Consider the following 20,359-nt stretch of genomic DNA (forward strand, 5'->3'; position numbering starts at 1 on the left):
AAACTCGCTGCGCTCAGACATGGGCTGCTCTTCGGCCACGCCAGGCTCCGGTGCTCGGCTCGCTTTACGGCTCGATTTCAAATCAAGGGCCAAAGGCGAAGTCAGAGCCAGAGCCGGAGCCGAAGCCAGAGCCGGAGCCGAAGCCGGAGCAAAGCGAAAACCGAAGCCGAGCCCAAGGCCAAAAGCCGAGACCAGAACAGTCACCCACCTACACGCGGCCCATCACACCCGACGGTATGCTGGCGCCCCCGGAAAGCGTCACGGATGTCGCCATGGGCATATGGTCTCCGATTGAGATGTTCTGTCTGCTGGCGGGCCTGGTCGTCTGGGCTGTGGTCAGCGTTGTCAGCGTGCGTCTGGTGCTCGCGCACCGTCGTGTATGGCCGCCGGAGGTCGTCGAGCACGGCGCCGCGTTTCCGACGCTGTCCACGCATGCGCGACTGGCCGCGCTCGATGCGCTGTTGGCGAACGGACGGATCGGTGTCGCCGAACATGCGGCACGTCGTCGGGATCTGATGCTGGAATCGGTCGGTTTCGGGCGCTAGGACAACGACAAACGACGCTGCTCAAAAAATCCGCGCCAGCCATTCGGTCGCGGCCGTGGCGAGCGTGCCGCTGAGTACGCCAAAGAAGCCGATCGCGACGACGCCACCGAGCCACGCCCACAGCATCAGCGCGCCGTCGCGTTCCAGCAGCGCCAGCGCGTAGGCCAGCAGCAGCAGGCCGAACACGTAGTTGGTGAACGGGATCGGCAGCGCCAGCAGCACGCCGAGCAGCACCAGCTGCAAGCCGGTGAACATCGCTGCCGCGCGGTGGTCGAGCACGCCGGGCAGGCGCGGGCGGCTGAGGCGCTCGACGCGCCGGAGCCAGGGGTCGAGCACGGTTTCGAACCGTTGCACGGCGCTGCGGTGCGGGCCGCGTTCGGCGATGAAGCGGGGCAGCCAGGGCTTGCGCAGGCCGATCAGCAGTTGCGCGCCGACCAGTGCGACCAGCGGGCCGCCGATCGCGCCGCCGACGCCCGGAATCGGGATGAAGGCGGGCAGGGTGGCGACGAACAGCATCATGCCGAACACGCGCTTGCCCAGGCCGATCAGCAGGTCGGCGAAGCGCAACTGGTCTTCGGGGTCGCCCAGCGCCATCGCGGTGAGCAGTTCCCGGGTGCTGGCTTCCTCGCGCGAGGGGATCTCAGGCGTCATTGACGCTCGCGTCCGCATCCGGAAGACGCTGCAGCAGCAGCTTGTCGACCCGGGGACCGTCGAGGTCGACGATCTCGATGCGCCAGCCCTGCCACTCGAAATGCTCGGCCACGTTGGGAATGCGGCTGAAGCGCGCGATGGTCATGCCGGCCGCGGTGTGGAAGATGTGCTCATTCTCGCCCGGCAGCGGTCCGCCACCCAGGAGCTCGCGCAGCGCGCCGGTGGGCAGCGTGCCGTCGACCAGCATCGAGCCGTCCTCGCGCATCACCACCAGCGGCGTCGCATCGAGTCCGCTGCTCTGGGTGCGGCCGATCACCGCTTCCATGACGTCGTTGAGCGTGACCATGCCGGTGATGTCGCCGTATTCGTCGACCACCAGCGCCAGCGACTGCTGGTTCTCGCGCAGGATTTCCAGCAGCTTCATCGCCGGCGTCGACTCGGACACGAACAGCGGCTCGCGTAGGTACTTGAACAGGTCGAATTCTTTCTTCTCGAGCCGGTCGATCAGCGACTTGATCTCGAGCACGCCGACCACGTCCGAATCGTTGCCGCGGAACACCGGATAGCGCGAGTACGGCGTCTCGCGCATCTCGGCGAGGTTCTCCTCGAAGCCGGACGCGATGTCGAGCCAGGCGATGCGCGTGCGCGGCGTCATCAGGCTCTCGGCATCTCGATCGCCGAGCGTCAGTACCCGGTTCATCATGTTGCGTTCGTCGGCGTCGATCACGCCCTGCTCGTGGCCTTCGCTCACCAGCATGCGGATCTCTTCTTCGGACACCTGCGCCGCCTCGGTCTTGTCGAGGCGCAGCAGCTTCAGCATCCCGCGCACGCTGGCGCTGAGCAGCCAGACTGCAGGCGTCGCGGCGCGCGACAGCCAGTGCATCGGCAGGGCCACCAGCGATGCCAGCCGCTCGGGCGCGAGCAGGGCCAGGCGCTTGGGCAGCAGCTCGCCGAAGACGATCGTCAGGAACGTGATCAGGCTGACCGCGAGCACAGTGCCGACGGTCGAGGCATAGGTGCCCAGGATCGGCAGACTGGTCGCCAGCCACATACCGATCAGACTGCCCAGCGCATCGCCGCCGAGCATGCCGGTCAGCACGCCGATCGTGGTGATGCCCACCTGCACGGTCGACAGGAAGCGCTCGGGATGCTCGGCGAGTTCCAGCGCGGTGCGTGCGCTGCGATGCTCGGCGGCCATCTGTTTGAGACGCGGTTTGCGGGACGTGACCACCGACATTTCCGACAACGCAAAGAACGCGTTGCAGGCGATCAGGGCCAGGACGATGAGGATCAGCTCAAGCATTGCCGGGGCCTCCTGCCGGATTGGGGGCGATGCAGGGCATCGGGGGAGGCGTCAGCAATATGCGTCGCGGGGAACGGTCTAGAGTCGTCGTCCATGTGAAAGATGAACAGCGCAAAGGGCGCGGCCCGGACTATAACAGCCCGCGATGTGAGGGCTGCCGTACACCGGCGGCGGCCCGGGCTGGCCCGAAGTGTCATCGAACCGTCATAATTCGCGCCTTGCGCAGAGCGTCCGGTCCCGGGCGCGCGACTTCAAGGCGTCCGGTCATGTTCTCCCTGCAAACGATCTTCGGCCAAGGCAACCAGTTCTACACGCTGCTCGAGGAGGCCGCCGTGGCCGCCCACGACAGCACCGTGGCGCTTCACGCGATGCTCAAGGCGGCGGACCGCCAGCCGGCGCTCGACGCGTTCAAGCTGGCGCGCATGCGCGAGCGCGAAGCCTCCGACAAGATCAGCCAGGCGCTGGTGGACAGCTTCATCACCCCGATCGAGCGCGAAGACATCGAGGCGCTGGGATCTGCGCTGTACAAGATTCCCAAACAGGTGGAGAAGTTCGCCGACCGCTATTCGCTGGCGACCATGCATCTCGAGCACATCGACTTCGCGCCGCGCGCGGCGATGCTGGAGCAGGCGTCAGCGGTCGTGGTGAAGATGGTCAAGACCCTGCGCAGCATGAAGCTCGAGCCGATGAAAGCGCTCAACGACGAGCTGCGCGCGCTGGAGAACGAAGCCGACAGGCTGATGCTCGAGCTCTACCGCGACATCTATTCGGGCAAGCTCGATCCGCTGCAGATGTTCCTGCTCAAGGAATTCTTCGAGATTCTCGAAAAGGCGATCGACCGCTGCCGCGAGGCCGGCGTGGTCGCCTACGAGATCGTGCTGAAGAACTCCTGACGGGCTGCCGGACATGCTGACCCTCGTGCTGATCGTGGTCGCGACCGCGCTGGTGTTCGAATACATCAACGGGTTCCACGACACCGCCAATTCGATCGCGACCGTCGTCGCCACCAAGGTGCTGTCGCCGATGCAGGCGGTGGGCCTGGCCGCGTCGATGAACCTGATCGGCGCGCTGATGGGCACCGCGGTCGCCAAGACCATTTCCTCCGGCCTGATCAATGCCGGCGTCGTCGACGTGGGCTCGCAGCTGATCCTGTGCGCGCTGCTGGGCGGCATCGTGTGGAATCTGATCACCTGGTGGTGGGGCCTGCCGTCGTCGTCCTCGCATGCGCTGATCGGCGGCCTGATCGGCGCCGCGCTGGCGGCGGCGTCCAACAACTTCAACGTGGTGATCTGGTCGGAGCCGGCGCAGCCGATCTGGCACAGTGCGGGTGTGCTGTGGAAGGTGATCGTGCCGATGGTCAGTTCGCCGGTGCTCGGATTCGCGGCAGGCTTTCTGATGATGGGTGTGCTGTTCTTCGCGATCTCGATGATGGCGCGCAGCGGCGGCGTCCTTGCACGCATCGCGCGGCCGCGTTGGGTCAACGCGTTCTTCGGCAAGAGCCAGATCGTCTCGGCTGCCGGCATGGGCTTCGCGCACGGCATGAACGATGCGCAGAAGACGATGGGCATCGTCGCCCTGACCCTGGTCAGCGCGCAGAGCGTTGGCACGCTGGACAACCTGCCGGCCTGGCTGGCGTTCCTGCATCCCTCCGATGCGGCGCTGGCGGAAGGCGACATCGATCTGTGGATCAAGATCACCTGCGCCCTGGTCATGGCGGCCGGCACCGCGGCGGGCGGCTGGCGCATCATCAAGACGCTGGGCCACAAGCTGGTCAAGCTGCACCCGATCCACGGTTTCGCCGCCGAGACCAGCGCCGCGTCGGTGATCCTGGCCGCGTCGTCGATGGGCATTCCCGTGTCGACCACGCACAACATTTCCGCCGCGATCATGGGCGTGGGCACGGCCAAACGCCTCAACGCAATCAAGTGGACGGTCGTCAACAAGATGATCTGGGCGTGGATCCTGACGATCCCGATGTCCGGCGGCATTGCCTACGGCCTGTTCCGGATGTTCCACCACTTCGGCTGGGTCTGACCCACAGCGGCTGGCGCTTGCCGGCCGTTTGCTAGAGTCGTCGGACACCTGCATGAGGATGTGCCCGTGTCCCGACTCGGCCTCACCAATATCTATCTGAAATGCGGACTGGTTCTGATCGTCATTGGACTGGTCTGCGCTGTTGCGCTGTTCGCGGTGATGCCGCCGGCGAACAGCACGTCGTTCCAGTTGCTGATGTGGGGCGCGCAGGGCGGATTCCTGAGCGGCCTCGTGCTCTACGTCATCGGACGCGTCGTGCACGCCACGCGCCAGTCGCGTCGGGCCTGATCTCGGCCGGCACATGGCGGCCAAGAGCCCGGCAGCCGAAGACGCCTACGCGATCTCCCGCGCCCGCATTCTCGCCGCGATCCACGCGGTGCCGGTCGGCAGAGTCGCCGGTTACGGACACATCGCACGCCGCGCCGGTCTGCCAGGGCGCGCGCGGCTGGTCGCGCGGGTATTGCGCGATCACGGTGATCCGGACCTGCCCTGGCATCGCATCTTGCGCAGCGATGGCCGCATCGCATTTCCCGATGGCTCGCCGGGCTTCCGAGAACAGGCGCAGCGGCTGCGCGCCGAGGGCGTCACGGTGACGCGTGGCCGGGTGCGAATGCCGGCCGACGACACCCTCGACGCCGCGCTGTGGGGACCCGACGCACACGCCTGATCCGGCACGATGGTCTACACAGCGTCGCCGGTATCATGGCGCCGGAAAAAACGAGGATTCCGGATGTTTCCGAGGTTGCCGCTGGCCGTCAAAGTGATCCTGGCCATCAATGTGGTCGTGTTCGTGTTGCAGCTGGCGATCGGCAACGCGCTCGCGCATTTCATGCTCTGGCCGCTCGGCGGCGCGGATGCGGGCGGGCTCGGTTTCCAGCCGTGGCAGCTGGTGACCTACGGCTTCATGCACGATCCGCGCAACATCGGGCATCTGGCCTTCAACATGCTGGCGCTGGCGATGTTCGGCTCGCAGCTGGAATACACCTGGGGCACCAGGCGCTTCGTCACCTATTACCTGGTCTGCGTGATCGGCGCGGGGCTGTGCCAGCTCGGCGTGGTGACGTGGTCGCTGGCGCAGGGCGCGTTCCCGTATCCCACCCTCGGCGCGTCTGGCGGTGTGTTCGGCCTGCTGCTGGCATACGGCGTGCTGTTCCCGAACCAGCGGCTGGTGCTGCTGTTTCCGCCGATCCCGATGCGTGCGCGCACCCTGGTGATCGTCTACGGCCTGGTCGAGCTGGTACTCGGCATCACCGGTACACGCTCGGGCGTGGCCCACTTCGCGCACCTGGGCGGCATGCTGTTCGGTTGGCTGCTGCTGCAGCACTGGCGCGGGCGTCCGCCGTTCAATCGCGGTGGCGGCAAGCGGCACGTGCGCAGGGTCTGAGACGTCCAGCTCCGTCAGGTTTCGATGGGTTTCGCTTCGCGCTACCCATCCTACGAAAGCCTGGCCAGTCGACGCACGGTCGATCGTCAGCCGCACACATCGCCCGACGCATCACAAGCCGCCCAAAAAAAAATGCGCCGGACAAGCCGGCGCATTTTCGTGTCGCAAAGTGGCCCCGGCTCAGCGCCAGATGCGCACCTGGTCTTCGGCCTTGCGGGTCATCGCATCGGTGGCGCCGCACTTGAAGGTCTCGGTGTAGACCGGCAGGTTCGCCACCGGACCGTTCGCGCGCCACTGGCCCGGCGCATGCACGCTGGTGGCGGCATTGCGTGTGGCGGTGTCGACGGCCGACTGCTGGCGCCACAACTGCGCCCAGCCGCGGAAGAAGGCTTCCTTGGCCGGCTGCGCGAGCTCCGGGTTCGCCTGCTGCAGCGCGTCCCATGCGAGCTCCACGCCGGCCAGATCGGCGGCGTTCTCGTCGCGGGTCAGCGCACCGTTGACCTGCGAGCCGGTCAGGCCCGGGTAGCCGTAGGCGTTGTACTGGGCGACGAGCTTGTCGGTGGCGGTCAGCCAGCCGGCATCGTCGTCAGTGCTCCACCAGTTGCGTACGGTGCCGGTGGCGTCGACCTGCTTGCCCTTGATGTCGATCGCGCGGCTCAGCTCGTGACCGACCAGTGCGCCGTACGTGCCGTAGTGCGTGGCGGCTTCGGCAGCGACGTCGAGCACCGGCGGCTGCAGCACGGCGGCCGACACGATCAGGCGGTTCTGCGCCAGGTCGTAGGCGAGCGCCGGCGTCTGCGGCAGCACGTCCCAGCGGCGGCCGGCATTGGCCTGGCCGATGCGACGCATCTCCTGCGCGTGACGCCAGGTGGAGGCGATCAGCATGTTGCTGCCGAAGCTGGCGCGGCCCATCGGCTGCACGGTGTAGTCGATGTCCTGCACCGGCGCGCCGATCTCGATCTTCAGCGCGGCGAGCTTGGCCGTCGCCTCGGTCTTCGCGGTCGGGGTCATCCAGGTGCTGCGCTCGATGCCGCGGCCCAGCGCATCACGCACCTGGCCGGCGATCGTCTCGGCGCGGGCACGCGTGGTATCGGGCAGATACGCAGCCACGTACTCGCGCGACATCATCGGGCCGGCCGCGCGGTTGATCGCGCCCAGCACCAGTTGCTGGCGCGCGGGCTGGGCGGTTTCGCCGCGCAGGATGCGGCCGTGGAAATCGTATTCGGCGTCGCGGAAGCTCTTCGACAGGTACGGCGCCATCGCGTTGCCGATATGGAAGCGCAGGTACGCCTTCCACTGCTCGGCCTTCAGCGAATTGACCAGTGTGTCGAGCTGCGCGAACAGCGCCGGATTGGCCAGCGACACCTGCGTCGCCTGCACGCCCTGAGCGGCGAGGAACTCACCGAGTTCGAGACGGCGGTACTGCTTGTCGAGGCCGGCGGTGTCGACCAGCGCGTACTGCGCGCGCGGATCGCGCAGTTCGGCGAGGGGCTTGGACGCGGCCGCGATGCGGCGCTCCAGATCGATCACCAGTGCGGTCTCGGCATCCAGACGGTCTTCTGCGGTGCCGGTCAGCGCGAGGATGTTGCGCACGTACTGCGTGTACTGCGAGACGATCTGCTGCGTCTCGGCATCGCCGCGGCTGTAATACGCGGGGTCGGGCAGGCCGAGGCCGCCCTGGGTGAAGTAGCCGACGTGACGCGTGAGATCGCCCAGGTCGACTTCCGCGCCGAATTCGAACAGCACCGGAATACCGACCTGATGCAGCGCAGCGAGCGCCGGCGCGATGTCGCGGGTGCGGCGGATGCCGTCGATGCGTGCGATCAGCGGCGCGATCGGCTTGGCGCCATCGGCCTCGACCGCGGCCTCGTCCAGGCCGCTGGCCCAGAAGTCACCGAGCAGGCGTTGCACGTCGTTCTGCGGCGACGTCATCGCCTTGTTGAGCAGATCGTGCTGCTGGGTGAGCGCGAGCGCCTGCAGTTCGCCGAGGGCCGAGCGCGTGCCCTGACCGGCGACGACCATGTTCGCGGCCAGCCAGTCCTTGTTGACGAAGCTGTAGAGGTCGGTACACGCGGTGACCGGCGGCGGTCCCTTCGGGGCGGCGGCGCGACGGCGCTGCGCGTCGGCATCGGAACTCAGGCCGACCAGCAGTGCGATCGAGGCGGCGAGCAGGGCGGGGCGGGCGAGCGTGTGCTGGATCGGCATTGCGGAGTCCGTGCGGGCATGAATCGCGCAAGTCTAGCAAGCTGTGGGATGCGGCAACGGTGCGATTGACCGCGTGGGCGATGGAGGGCGATGGCGTCCGCAGCCGGAACGATATCGATCGCTCGGCTCAACCTGTTCAGCTCGATTGGAGCTGCTGTTGACGGTGTAGGAGCGCGCTTGCGCGCGACATGGGTTCACCGTGGAGCCCCATCGCGCGCAAGCGCGCTCCTACAAGGGGCGTCGGCCCCAAACAGAAAAGCCCGGCATCGCTGCCGGGCTTTTCTTCGTTACCGCGATGCCGCGTGGATCACCAGATCACGACCTGCTGGTCGCCGCTGCGGACCATCGGATCGCCGGGCTTGCACGAGAACGCGGCCGCGAACGCGGGCAGGTTCGAGGGTGCGCCGACGGCGCGGAAGTTCGCCGGTGCGTGCGAGTCCGTCTTCAGGCGCACGTCCAGCTCCTGCGGCGTGAAGTTCCGGCGCCACACGGTGGCCCAGTTGAGGAAGAAGCGCTGGTCGCGGCTCAGGCCGTCGGTCATCGGGTCGGGCGTGTCGCCGGCCGCCTTCTTCATCGCGTCATAGGCCGTCGCCAGACCGCCGAGATCGGCGATGTTCTCGCCGAGGGTGAGCTTGCCGTCGACATGCTTGCCCGGCGCGGCTTCATACGCGTTGAACTGCGAGGTCAGCAGATCGGTGCGGCCGGTGAAGCCGGTCGAATCGGCCTGGGTCCACCAGTTCTCGAACTTGCCGGTCGGGCCGAAGCGGCTGCCCTGGTCGTCGTAGCCGTGGGTCATCTCGTGACCGATCACCGCGCCGATGCCGCCGTAGTTGATCTCGTCCGACGCATTGGGATCGAAGAACGGCGGCTGCAGGATCGCGGCCGGGAACACGATCTCGTTCTGCAGCGGGTTGTAGTAGGCGTTGACCGTCTGCGGCGTCATGCCCCACTCGGTCTTGTCGACCGGCTGGCCGATCTTCGACAGCATCCACTTGTAGTTGAATTCCGTCGCAGCCAGAACGTTGCCGATGTAGCTGTCGCGCGAGGTCGACAGGCCGTCCCACGCGCGCCACTTCTCGGGGTAACCGATCTTCGGCGTGAACGAGGCCCACTTCTCCATCGCCTTGGCCTTGGTCTCGTCGCTCATCCAGGCCAGGTTCTCGATGCGCACCTTCAGCGATTCGCTGAGGTTCTTGACCAGCGTTTCCATGCGCGCCTTGGACTCGGCCGGGAACGCGACCTGCACGTACAGCTGGCCCAGCGTCTCGCCGGCCTGGTCATTGAGCGTGTCGAGCACGCGCTTGCCGCGCTCCTTGAGTTCCTTCTGGCCACGCAGCTTGTTGCCGTAGAAGTCGAAGTTCTCCTGCACAAAGGCATCGCCCAGATACGGCGCGGCGCCGTCGACGAGGTGATAGCGCAGATAGGCCTGCCAGTCGGCGACCGGCGTGTCGCCGAGCATCGCGCTGACTTCCTTGTGGAAATCCGGGATCGCCAGCGAGAACTTCTCCGGCACGGCGACGCCCTGCGATTCGAAGAACGCCGTCCACGGGAAATTCGGGGTCAGCGCATCGGCTTCCGCCGGCGTGACCGGGTTGTAGAACAGCTTCACGTCACGCGACATCTCGACGCTGGACTTGGACTTCGACGCCAGACGCGTTTCGAACGCCAGCACCGACTTGGCCTGCGTCGCCGCATCGGCGGCCGGCACGCCGGACAGCTCGAGCATCTTCGCCACGTGGGCGACGTACTGCTCGCGCACCGGAGCCTTGTCGGCATCGGTGTAGTAGCTGGTGTCGGGCAGGCCCAGACCGCCCTGCATCGCATAGGCGATGTTCATCGTCGGCACGTCGAAATCGGCCTCGGGGCCGAAGCCGAACAGACCGCCTTCGCCGCGCGCATAGGTCTGGCGCAGGTACTCGGCGACGGCCGGGCCGTCGGCTAGCGCTTCGATCGCGGTCAGACGGTCCTTCAGCGGCTCGACGCCCTGGGCGTTGATCTTCGCCTCGTCCATGCCGGTGGCCCAGAAGTCGCCGACGATCGTCTCGATGCCGGTCGCGGCGGTGTCGGCCGCCGACTGCTCGGCGAGCTGGCGCTGGATGGCGGTCGAACGCTCGTCGAGCATTTCGAACGCGCCCCACGAGGTGCGATCACCCGGGATCGCATTGGCAGCGAGCCACTTGCCGTTCGCGTAGGCGTCGAAATCGGTACAGGCGTTCTTGCTGGTGTCGAGATCGCCGATCTCGAAGCGGTTCACGCCGGGCAGCGTGCTCTCGTCGAGCGTCAGCTTTCTGGGTGCGGCGGCATCCGTCGCCGGCGCGGCGGCCGTGGCCGGCGGGGTGTCCTGGTCGCCCGAACAGGCGGACAGCGCCAGCACCACCGAACAGGTCAGCAGCAGGCGCTTGGGAACGAAGGCAATCACGTGGAATCTCCGAAAGGAAGGACCGCCGGGCGGCGCCCGGTGTGGGCGCACTCTACGCCTGCCCCGGAAGCGCCGGGGGTGTCGAAGGTCATGCGTGCGTCCGGGCCGCTGGGGCGCGGTCAAGGTCCGGCCGCGCGCGGTTGTGCGGTTCGTGGCGATCCGCTTTTCAACGGCGGGTGACGTTCGACCCATGCGCAGTTGCGCGGGACAGGTGAGGATCGCGCTGTCGTGCCGATGGCACAGGGAGAGAACCCATGCTCGCGATCCGTGACCTGACCAAGACCTATGCCAACGGCGTGCGCGCGCTGGACGGCGTGACCCTCGACATCCCGCGCGGCATGTTCGGGTTGCTGGGGCCCAACGGCGCGGGCAAGTCCTCGCTGATGCGCACGCTGGCAACCTTGCAGTCGGCTGATGGCGGCAGCGCCACGCTCGACGGCAGCGACGGTCCGATCGATGTGCTGCGTGACAAAGATGCGGTGCGCCGCCAGCTCGGCTATCTGCCGCAGGATTTCGGCGTGTATCCCAAGGTCAGCGCGCTGGATCTGCTTGAGCACTTCGCAGTGCTGAAGGGCCTGACCGACCGCAAGCAACGACGCGAGGTCGTCGACGGCCTGCTGGCGCAGGTGAACCTGTGGGATGCGCGCAAGCGCAAGCTCGGCACGTTCTCCGGCGGCATGCGCCAGCGCTTCGGCATCGCCCAGGCGTTGCTCGGCAATCCGCGCCTGGTCATCGTCGACGAGCCCACCGCCGGTCTCGATCCCGAAGAGCGCAACCGCTTTCTCAACCTGCTGGCGGCGATCGGCGAGGACGTGGTGGTGATCCTGTCGACCCACATCGTCGAGGATGTCACCGACCTGTGCCCGACCATGGCGATCATGAATCGCGGTCAGGTGCTGCTGACCGGACGACCCAGCGACGCGATCGAGGCGCTGTCGCAGCAGGTCTGGCGCAAGCAGGTCAGCAAGGAGACGCTGTCCGGGTACGAGGCTGCGCACACCGTGCTGTCGACGCGACTGGTCGCCGGTCAGCCGGTGATCCACGTGCACAGCGCGGAACGGCCGGAAGACGGTTTCGTGCAGATCGATCCGGATCTCGAAGACGTGTACTTCCAGCGCCTGCGCCTGCAGGCACGGCAGCAGGTCGCCGCAGCGCCGGTCGTCTGAGCCGGAGCCCGCCATGATTTTCGAATTCTTCCGTTTCGAGCTGCGTCAGCAGCTCCGCTCGCCGCTGCTGTGGTTCCTCGCGGTCCTGTTCGCACTGCTCGGTTTCGGCGCGGCCTCCAGCGATGCGGTGCAGATCGGCGGCGCGATCGGCAACGTGCATCGCAATGCGCCGGTCGTCGTCGCGCAATTGTTCGGCGCGTTCACCCTGCTGACGATGCTGATCGTGCCGATCTTCGTCAGCACCGCGCTGCTGCGCGATTTCGAGCAGGGCACCGCGGACCTGCTGTTCGCGGGTCCGGTACGCCGACGCGACTATCTGCTCGGCCGCATCGGCGCCGCGCTGTCGGCCAGTCTGGCGGTGTTCGTCATCATCGGCATCGGCCTGTTCGTCGCGCAGTTCATGCCGTGGATCGATCCGGCGCGCCTCGGGCCGGTGTCGCTGCAGCCGTATCTGTGGTCGCTCGGCGTGCTCGTGCTGCCGAACCTGCTCTTCGTCACCGCACTGCTGGCGTTGCTGGCGGTCACCACGCGATCGATCCTGTGGGTCTACATCGGTGTGCTGGCGTTCTTCGTGGTTTACGGCGTCAGCGCGACGTTGATCAAGGACATCGACAACATCTGGCTGGCGACGCTGGTCGAGCCACTCGGCGTGCGCGCGTTGTCGCGCACGGTGCGGTACTGGTCGGCCGAGGAACGCAATGCCGGCCTGCCCGCATTCGCCGAGTATCTGCTCGCCAATCGCGCATTGTGGCTGGGCGTATCGCTGACGCTGTTCGCGGCGGCCTTCGCGCTCTTCCGGACCGAGCGCAGCGGGACGGGGCGCGGACTGTTCAAGCGTCGACGCGTGACGGCTCCGGCCACCGTGGCATCGGTCGTGCCGTCGCGCGCACCGATCCGCGTCCAGCCTGTGTTTGGCGCGGCGACCGCGTGGTCGCAGACCTGGCGACAGGTGCGCTTCGACACCGTCGGCGTGCTGCGCAGTGTGCCGTTCCTGGTGATGCTGCTGTTCGGCATCCTCAACTTCGTGCCATCTGCGCTGTTCCAGCAATCGATGTACGGCACGTCGGTCTATCCGGTCACCTCGCAGATGCTCGATGCGCTGCGCGGCAGCTACAGCTTCCTGCTGCTGATCGTGGTGATGTTCTACGCCGGTGAACTGGTGTGGAAGGAGCGCAGCGCCAAGCTCAACGAAGTGGTCGACGCGATGCCGGTGCCCAACCGCATTCCGTTGCTGGCGAAGTTCCTGACCCTGCTGGTGGTGATCGCGCTGTTCCAGCTGATCGGTATGGCGATGGCGATGGCGGTGCAGCTGTTCAAGGGCGGCGTGCAGCTCGAACCGCTGGTCTATGCGCAGGCGCTGGTGTTCGACTCGATTCCCTACGTGATCATGGGCGGGCTGGCGCTGGCGTTGCAGGTCTTCGCCAACAACAAGTTCATCGGCTACGGCCTGCTGGTGCTGGTGCTCGTCGCGCAGGCCGTGCTCGGCATGCTCGACTTCACCCACAACCTCTACACCATCGGGGCGTGGCCGAACGCGCCGTACTCCGACATGAACGGCTACGGGCATTTCCTAATCGGTCAACTGGCATTCCAGGGGTACTGGGGCCTGTTCGTCGCAGCGCTGTTGTTGCTCGCGGCCGCGCTGTGGGTGCGCGGCGTCGATGGTGGCTGGCGCCAGCGTCTGGCCGGCATGCGCGCGCAGTTGCGTGGTGGGTTGGGCATCGCATTCGCGGTCGCGGTGCTCGCGTTCGGATCGGTCGGCGGCCTGCTGTTCTGGAACACCAACGTCCGCAACGATTTTGTCTCGCCCGATGGCCAGCTCGATCTGCAGGCCCGCTACGAGCGCGACTACAAACAATACGAGTCACTGCCGCAGCCGCGCATCGTCGCCAGCCGATCGGACATCGATCTGCGCCCGGAAACACAGTCGATGACCGGCACGTTGATCTACACGGTCCGCAATCCGTATGCCGTCTCGATCACCGACGTGCACATCGGCATGAGCGACGACCGTGCGCTGGTCGACGTGGATCTCGGTGGGCAGACGCTTGCCAAGCACGACGAGCCGCTGGGCTATCGCATCTACCGGCTCGCCACACCGCTGGCGCCGGGCGAGACGCGCGAGTTCCGCTTCCGGGTGGACTTTCATCCGACCGGCATCACCAGTAGCCAGGCGCAGACGCAGTTCGTCGAGAACGGCAGCTTCTTCAACAGCGGGATGTTTCCGCAGTTCGGCTACAGCGCGCGTGTCGAGATCAGCGACCGCAACGAACGGCGCAAGCGCGATCTCGGCGAACCGCGGCGCATGCCGAAACTGGAAGACGAAGCCGCCCGCGCAAACACCTATCTGACCGACGACGCCGACTGGATCGATTTCAGCACCACGATCTGCACCGCACCCGACCAGATCGCGCTCGCGCCGGGCTACATCGAGCGCGAGTTCGAACGCGACGGGCGTCGCTGCTTCAGCTACGCGATGGATCGCCCGATGCTGAATTTCTACGCTTTCCTGTCCGCGCGCTGGGAGGTGCGCAAGGTGATGTACAAGGACATCCCGATCGAGGTGTATTTCGATCCCAAGCATCCGTTCAACGTCGACCGGATGATCGAGGCGACGCAGAAGTCGCTGGCGTATTACGAAGCCAACTTCACCCCGTACCAGCACCGTCAGCTGCGGATCATCGAGTTTCCGGGCTATGAGAGCTTTGCGCAGGCTTTCGCCAACACGGTGCCGTACTCGGAGTCGATCGGTTTCATCGCCGACCTGCGGGATGCGGACACGCTCGACTATGTGTTCTACGTCACCGCGCACGAGGTCGCGCACCAGTGGTGGGCGCACCAGGTGATCGGCGCGAACGTGCAGGGCGCGACGATGCTGTCCGAATCGCTGTCGCAGTACTCGGCGCTGATGGTGATGGAGCAGGAATACGGACGTCCGCGCATGCGCCAGTTCCTGAAGTACGAACTGGACCGCTACCTCGGCGGCCGCGGCGGCGAGCGGCTGGAGGAACTGCCGCTGTACCGCGGGGAAAACCAGCAGTACATCCACTACCAGAAGGGTTCGCTGGTGTTCTATCGCCTGCGCGAGGAGATGGGCGAGGCTGCGCTCAATCGCGCACTCAAGCGTTTCCTCGAGGACAAGGCCTACCAGCCGCCGCCGTACACGACGTCGCGCGAACTGCTGGACTACATCCGTGCCGAAGCGCGACCCGACCAGCAGACGCTGATCACCGATCTGTTCGAAAAGATCAGCTTCTACGACAACCGGGTGGTGGCGGCCGCGGCGAAGCGTCGCGACGACGGGCGCTACGACGTCACGCTAACCCTGCATGCGGCCAAGCGCTACGCCGACGGCACCGGCCGCGAGACCGAAGGCGCGCTCGACGACTGGATCGAGGTCGGCGTGTTCGCACGCGGGTCGTCGGGCAAGGAGCACGACGAGAAGGTGCTGTACCTCGAACGCCACCACATCACGACGGCCGATCCGGTGATCACGGTGACGGTTGACGAGGCGCCGTTCGAAGCCGGCTTCGATCCCTACAACAAGCTGATCGACCGGGTGTCGTCGGACAACCGGCGGCGGGTGTCGCTGTAACGCAGTGGGACGTTCGGGGCGATGCGGCGCATCGCCCCGGATGTCCACGATCAGGCCGCCGGGGCGTCGGGTCCCGGCGGTGCCGCCGCGGCATCGTTGAGCCGCTTGCTCTCGCGGCGCGGCCGCGTCAACGGCGTCGGCTTCGGGCCCGGTGCGCTGGTGTTCTTGATGATCAGCGGGATGCCGGCGCGGGTGTCATTGCTGGCGGTTTCCAGTTCGAAGCGTTCGGCGTCGAGACGGCGGACCTGGATCGCGATCGCGTCGGCGTCTTCTTCCGGAACATCGAGTTCGCGCAGTACCGCGGCGCCAAACTGCACCGCCGATTCGAAGGTCTCGCGGATCTGGAAATCGACGCCGGCGTTGACCAGCGACAGCGAATGCTCGCGGTCGAACGAACGCACCAGCAGCTTGGCCTGCGTGAACTGGTGCGCGGCCAGTTCGACGATGCGGTCGGCGGCCTCGCGGTTGTCGATGCAGATCGCGATCGCGCGGGCGGTGCGGGCGCCCGAAGCATGCAGTACATCAAGCCGGGTGCCGTCGCCGTAGTAGACCTTGAAGCCGAATTCCGCCGCGCTCTGGATCATCTCGATATCGGTGTCGATGATCGTGACGTCGACATCGCGCGCCAGAAGCGACTGGCTCATCACCTGGCCGAAGCGGCCGAAACCGATGATCAGCACGCTGCCGCTCTGGCCCGCGACGTCTTCCACGTCGTCCGGCCGCGCCGCCTTGGCCTTGACGATGAAGCGCTGGGTCATCAGCACGACCAGCGGCGTCAGCGCCATCGACAGCACGACGATCGCGGTGAAGTTCGCATTGACCTCGGCGTTGATCAGCCCGGTCGCGGCGGCGGTGGAGAACAACACGAACGCGAATTCGCCGCCCTGCGCCATCAGCACCGCGCGCTCCAGCGCTTCGGGATGCGAACTGCGGGTGACGCGCGCGACGATGTAGATGCACAGCGCCTTGGTCGCCATCGCAGCGAACACGCCGCCGACGATCAACGGCCAGTTCGCCGCGACTACCGTCAGGTTCAGCGCCATGCCGACGCCGAGGAAGAACAGGCCCAACAGGATGCCGCGGAAGGGTTCGATGTCGGCTTCGATCTGGTGCCGGAACGAGGATTCCGACAGCAGCACGCCGGCGAGGAACGCGCCCATCGCCATCGACAGGCCACCGAGCTGCATCAGCAGCGCCGCGCCCAGCACCACCAGCAGCGCGGCCGCGGTCATGACTTCGCGCGCTTTGGCCGCAGCGAGAATGCGGAACATCGGGTTGAGCAGATAGATGCCGGCGATGATCAGGGCGACCAGGGAGCCGATGCCGATCGCGATCGATATCCAGCGCGAGGGGGCATCGGCAGCGGCCTCGGGCGTCGGCGCGAGGAATGCGATCAGCGCGAGCAGGGGCACGATCAGCAGGTCTTCGAACAGCAGCACGGAGACGATCTTCTGGCCGTGGGGCAGGGCGATCTCGCCGCGTTCGGACAGCAGCTGCATGACCACCGCGGTCGAGGTCATCACGAAGCCGGACGCGCCGACGAACGCGATCGGCCACGGGAAGCCGAACGCCGCGCCGAGCAGGGTCAGCGCGGTGATGCTGAGGATGATCTGCAGCGCGCCGAGCCCGAAGATCTGCCGGCGCAGACTCCACAGGTGCGAGGGCCGCATTTCCAGGCCGATGACGAACAGGAACATCACCACGCCGAGCTCGGCGACGTGCAGGATCGATTGCGGATCGGAAAACCAGCCGAAGCCGAACGGCCCGATCGCCAAGCCCGCGGCCAGATACCCGAGCACCGAGCCGAGCCGGAGCTTGCGGAACAGCGGCACCGCGACAACGGCCGCGCCCAGCAGCGCGACGACCTGGATCAGCTGGCTGGTGGTTTCGTGGGCCTCGGTGGCCATCGACTATTTCCTGGATGCGGTTGCGGACAACAGCAAGAAGCCGCCGGCCAGTGCGATGTTCTTCATGAAGTGCAGCAGCTGGCCGTCGAACACATGGGGGCGTGCCGACCAGAACGGATGCGACAGCGCGGCGTACGCTACCAGCAGCGCCGCAGCCGCCAGTGCGACCCAGCGTAGGCGCCAGCCGCCGAGCAGCAATAGCCCCAGCAACAATTCGCCGACGCTGAGCACCAACGCGGCATTCGACAGCGCCATGCCGTTGAGCGCGCCCCAGACCCGCCAGCCCCCCAGCACGACGAACAGGCTGGCCATCAGGACGCGAGCGAGCAGCATCGGTGCGGACGGCGCACTGGATCTGAAGGCCATGGGTGGATCCTGTCGAGGATGCGTGAAGGGTGACACAGCGCCGGACGGGCGCCCAGCGGGGACGTGGCACGCATCGTGTCGCGACCTGGCGCCTGAGCGCCGGCTGTCGCGGCGCACGGCCGGCCGCTGGAGTGGCAGGCTGAATTGGCGTAGACTCTGCCCCGTTCTGCAACACGGCTGCCCCTGGCCGACGCGATCCGCGTCGACAGATACGATCCTGGTACGCCTACCGCATTGATCGATTCCTGATCCGCGCGGACTTATCCCGCACGTCTTTCGTCGCGCAGACCACGGCCCGGAGCATCCGGCAGCCGTTTCATCATTGCTCGCAGCGCGGTTCTGGATAGCTCCGAGCAAGACTTCCCAGCGTTTCCGTTCCGGTGTCGTGCGTCCGCACGATTCGCAGGCGGTGGCGTGCGGAAGCGCAAGGAGTTCCAAGATGACGTTTGAAGACCTCGGGCTGTCGCCCGCGCTGCTGCGCGCGCTCGCCGAAAACGACTACAACACGCCCACGCCGATCCAGGCGCAGGCCATTCCGCTGATCCTCGGCGGCAACGACGTCCTGGGCGGCGCCCAGACCGGTACCGGCAAAACCGCCGCGTTCGGTCTGCCGCTGCTGCAGCGTCTCGCCAAGGAAACGCCGCCCAAGGGCCCTCGCAAGCCGCGCGCGCTGATTCTGGTGCCGACCCGCGAGCTCGCTGTGCAGGTCGCTGAGAACCTCAAGACCTACGGTCGCCATCTGCGTCTGAACGTTACGACGATCTTCGGCGGCGCCGGCATGCAGCCCCAGATCGACAACCTGCGCCGCGGCGTGGACGTGCTGATCGCATGTCCGGGCCGTCTGCTCGACCATATGGAAAGCGGTCACGCCAAGCTCGACGCCGTCGAAGTGCTGGTGCTGGACGAAGCCGACCGCATGCTCGACATGGGCTTCCTGCCGCAGATGAAGCGCATCATGAACCGTGTGCCGAAGCAGCGTCAGACGCTGCTGTTCTCGGCCACGTTCGAGCCGCGCATCAAGGCGATGGCGCTGGAGTTCATGCGCGATCCGCAGCAGGTGCAGGTGGCGCAGAACAGCACGATCGCCGAGACCATCGCGCACCGCGCGCATCCGGTCGACAACAGCCGCAAGCGCGATCTGCTGGTCGATCTGTTGTCCAAGCGCCACACCGACCAGGTGCTGGTGTTCGGCAAGACCAAGCACGGCTGCAACCGTCTGGCCGAACAGCTGGCCGAGTCCGGCCTGCCGGCAGTCGCGATCCATGGCAACAAGAGCCAGGCGCAGCGCCAGAAGGCACTGGACATGTTCAAGTCCGGTCGTGCCCGCATCCTGGTCGCCACCGACGTCGCCGCGCGCGGCCTCGACATCCCGAACCTGCCGTTGGTGATCAACCACGATCTGCCGATGGTCGCCGAGGACTACGTGCACCGCATCGGCCGCACCGGCCGCAACGGTTCCACGGGTGAGGCGCTGTCGCTGGTCTCGCCGGAAGAGGGCGGTCTGCTGCGCCAGATCCAGCGCATGCTCAAGGCCGAGATCGACCTGACGGCCGTGCCCGGCTTCGAGCCCAGCCAGCCGGTGCGTCTCGACACGCCGATCCCGAAGAACGGTGGCGGTCAGCGTCGTCAGCCGTCTGCCGGTCGTCCGGGTGCACGCATGGGCGAGCAGAAGCCCGGTGGCGAGCGCGCTCCGCGCAAGCCGGGCAACCGGGGTCACGGCAAGCCGGCGGACCGCAGCGCGCATGCGCATGCGGGCCCGAAGCAGCACCGTCCGGGTGCTGGCCGTCCGCAGGAACGCCGCGACAGCCGCGCGTGATGCAGAGCGCGGCGCGGGCCTGACGGTCCGGTTCGTGTTCGATCCGCGTTGATGAAAAAGGCCGCCTTCGGGCGGCCTTTTTCTGTTTCGGCGCTGGCGCAACTCTGGATGTCAGGTCGCATCGCCGCTGACTTTTCGGGCGCTGGGCGTATCAGGTTGGAGGTCTCAGGTGCTGGAAGACCAAAGCCCTCCCCCGCAGGCGGGGGAGGGCTTCCAGAATCCGTGCTGCGCCCACAACGCAAAAGACCGCCTTCCGGCGGCCTTCTCGCATCGGGCGTGCGCCCTCAGACGCCGGCGACGCGGCGCGCGGACTGGAAGCGGCTGGCCCAGTAGCCCGAGTCCAGCTCGGAGACCATGACGTCCTTGCCGGTACGCGGTGCATGCACGAAGCGGCCGTCGCCCAGATAGATGCCGACGTGGTCGATGCGGTTGCCGCGGCGGCCGAAGAACACCAGGTCGCCGGCGGTCAGCGCGGTGCGCTCGACGCGCTCGCCGTTCTGCGCCATGTCACGGGAGACGCGGGGCAGATCGATGCCCAGCGCGGTGCGGAACACGTAACCCACCAGACCGCTGCAGTCGAAGCCGCTGTCGGGACTGGAGCCACCCCAGCGGTACGGGGTGCCGATGAAGCTCAGGGCGCGCTTGAGCAGGCCCTCGACGCGACCGTCGGCCTGGACCGGCTTGTCGACGTCCATCGCAATCAGTTGGTTGATGTCGCTGGCCAGCAGCATTTCCGGCTGGGCGAGCTGCGCGGTCGGGGTGGTGAGCGCGCGGGCGACCGAGGTGGTCGTTTCGATCTGGTCGGCGGAGTCGCCGGCGAGGCCTGGGCCTGCAAAAACGGGTGCTGCGGAGAGCGCGAGAACACTTGCGACAAGGGCAGTGCGAAGGCGGCTGTGGCGTTTGGCGCGGGCGCCTGGCGTTGCGTCTGTCATCGTCACGTGTGTTTCACATTGTCGCGGATCAGCGGG

17 protein-coding genes are annotated in these 20,359 nt (G+C 66.8%); 9 read left to right on the forward strand and 8 right to left on the reverse strand.

Annotation, left to right across the window (positions count from 1 at the left end; translation table 11 throughout):
• The coding region (locus tag ACZ9YD_RS02850) for a hypothetical protein (protein ID WP_465073633.1) at nt 1-204 on the reverse strand (204 nt) is incomplete at its 3' end.
• Between the two features lie 68 nt (nt 205-272).
• Here ACZ9YD_RS02850 and ACZ9YD_RS02855 point away from each other — a divergent pair.
• On the forward strand, nt 273-545 hold the full coding sequence (locus tag ACZ9YD_RS02855) for a hypothetical protein (RefSeq protein ID WP_465073634.1): 273 nt from the start codon (nt 273-275) through the stop codon (nt 543-545).
• Between the two features lie 21 nt (nt 546-566).
• Here ACZ9YD_RS02855 and ACZ9YD_RS02860 read toward each other — a convergent pair whose 3' ends face one another.
• Together ACZ9YD_RS02860 and ACZ9YD_RS02865 are read right to left on the reverse strand one after the other, a co-directional pair.
• A complete protein-coding gene (locus ACZ9YD_RS02860) occupies nt 567-1,196 on the reverse strand; it encodes an exopolysaccharide biosynthesis protein (protein ID WP_465073635.1) in 630 nt (209 codons plus the stop codon).
• A complete protein-coding gene (locus tag ACZ9YD_RS02865) occupies nt 1,186-2,499 on the reverse strand; it encodes a hemolysin family protein (protein ID WP_465073636.1) in 1,314 nt (437 codons plus the stop codon). Before ACZ9YD_RS02865 ends, ACZ9YD_RS02860 begins: the two co-directional genes overlap by 11 nt.
• A 266-nt stretch (nt 2,500-2,765) precedes the next feature.
• Between ACZ9YD_RS02865 and ACZ9YD_RS02870 the strand changes: the two genes are divergently transcribed.
• The 5 genes from ACZ9YD_RS02870 to ACZ9YD_RS02890 all read left to right on the forward strand — a co-directional run bounded on the left by ACZ9YD_RS02870 (nt 2,766) and on the right by ACZ9YD_RS02890 (nt 5,917).
• Nucleotides 2,766-3,392 (forward strand): DUF47 domain-containing protein, encoded by a 627-nt coding sequence (locus ACZ9YD_RS02870; protein WP_465073637.1) that lies wholly within the window; start codon nt 2,766-2,768, stop codon nt 3,390-3,392.
• Nucleotides 3,393-3,405: 13 nt separating this feature from the next.
• Nucleotides 3,406-4,533: an anion permease gene (locus tag ACZ9YD_RS02875; protein WP_465073638.1), complete on the forward strand. Its 1,128-nt coding sequence runs from the start codon at nt 3,406-3,408 to the stop codon at nt 4,531-4,533.
• 66 nt (nt 4,534-4,599) lie between these two features.
• Entirely contained in the window at nt 4,600-4,821 is a 222-nt protein-coding gene (locus ACZ9YD_RS02880) for a hypothetical protein (protein ID WP_465073639.1), read from the forward strand.
• 13 nt (nt 4,822-4,834) lie between these two features.
• A complete protein-coding gene (locus tag ACZ9YD_RS02885) occupies nt 4,835-5,200 on the forward strand; it encodes an MGMT family protein (protein WP_465073640.1) in 366 nt (121 codons plus the stop codon).
• Nucleotides 5,201-5,263: 63 nt separating this feature from the next.
• Entirely contained in the window at nt 5,264-5,917 is a 654-nt protein-coding gene (locus ACZ9YD_RS02890; RefSeq protein WP_232149838.1) for a rhomboid family intramembrane serine protease, read from the forward strand.
• Nucleotides 5,918-6,097: 180 nt separating this feature from the next.
• Here ACZ9YD_RS02890 and ACZ9YD_RS02895 read toward each other — a convergent pair whose 3' ends face one another.
• On the reverse strand, nt 6,098-8,122 hold the full coding sequence (locus ACZ9YD_RS02895) for a M13 family metallopeptidase (protein ID WP_465073641.1): 2,025 nt from the start codon (nt 8,120-8,122) through the stop codon (nt 6,098-6,100).
• Nucleotides 8,123-8,429: 307 nt separating this feature from the next.
• A complete protein-coding gene (locus ACZ9YD_RS02900) occupies nt 8,430-10,517 on the reverse strand; it encodes a M13 family metallopeptidase (protein WP_465073758.1) in 2,088 nt (695 codons plus the stop codon).
• A gap of 278 nt (nt 10,518-10,795) precedes the next feature.
• On the opposite strand from ACZ9YD_RS02900, the gene ACZ9YD_RS02905 reads away from it, so the two are divergent.
• Together ACZ9YD_RS02905 and ACZ9YD_RS02910 are read left to right on the forward strand one after the other, a co-directional pair.
• Nucleotides 10,796-11,707: an ABC transporter ATP-binding protein gene (locus ACZ9YD_RS02905; protein WP_465073642.1), complete on the forward strand. Its 912-nt coding sequence runs from the start codon at nt 10,796-10,798 to the stop codon at nt 11,705-11,707.
• A gap of 13 nt (nt 11,708-11,720) precedes the next feature.
• Nucleotides 11,721-15,302, forward strand: coding sequence for an ABC transporter permease/M1 family aminopeptidase (locus ACZ9YD_RS02910; RefSeq protein WP_465073643.1), 3,582 nt, complete (start codon nt 11,721-11,723; stop codon nt 15,300-15,302).
• A gap of 50 nt (nt 15,303-15,352) precedes the next feature.
• Here the strand turns inward: ACZ9YD_RS02910 and ACZ9YD_RS02915 are convergent, their stop codons facing one another.
• Together ACZ9YD_RS02915 and ACZ9YD_RS02920 are read right to left on the reverse strand one after the other, a co-directional pair.
• Nucleotides 15,353-17,209, reverse strand: a complete 1,857-nt coding sequence (locus ACZ9YD_RS02915) for a monovalent cation:proton antiporter-2 (CPA2) family protein (RefSeq protein WP_465073644.1) — start codon at nt 17,207-17,209, stop codon at nt 15,353-15,355.
• A gap of 3 nt (nt 17,210-17,212) precedes the next feature.
• Nucleotides 17,213-17,575 (reverse strand): hypothetical protein, encoded by a 363-nt coding sequence (locus ACZ9YD_RS02920; protein ID WP_465073645.1) that lies wholly within the window; start codon nt 17,573-17,575, stop codon nt 17,213-17,215.
• Nucleotides 17,576-18,014: 439 nt separating this feature from the next.
• Between ACZ9YD_RS02920 and ACZ9YD_RS02925 the strand changes: the two genes are divergently transcribed.
• Nucleotides 18,015-19,391, forward strand: a complete 1,377-nt coding sequence (locus ACZ9YD_RS02925; protein WP_465073646.1) for a DEAD/DEAH box helicase — start codon at nt 18,015-18,017, stop codon at nt 19,389-19,391.
• 284 nt (nt 19,392-19,675) lie between these two features.
• Here the strand turns inward: ACZ9YD_RS02925 and ACZ9YD_RS02930 are convergent, their stop codons facing one another.
• Nucleotides 19,676-20,323, reverse strand: coding sequence for a C40 family peptidase (locus tag ACZ9YD_RS02930; RefSeq protein ID WP_465073760.1), 648 nt, complete (start codon nt 20,321-20,323; stop codon nt 19,676-19,678).
• Nucleotides 20,324-20,359: the final 36 nt, after the last annotated feature.

It is taken from the genome of Luteimonas sp. AC640a (assembly GCF_979256585.1).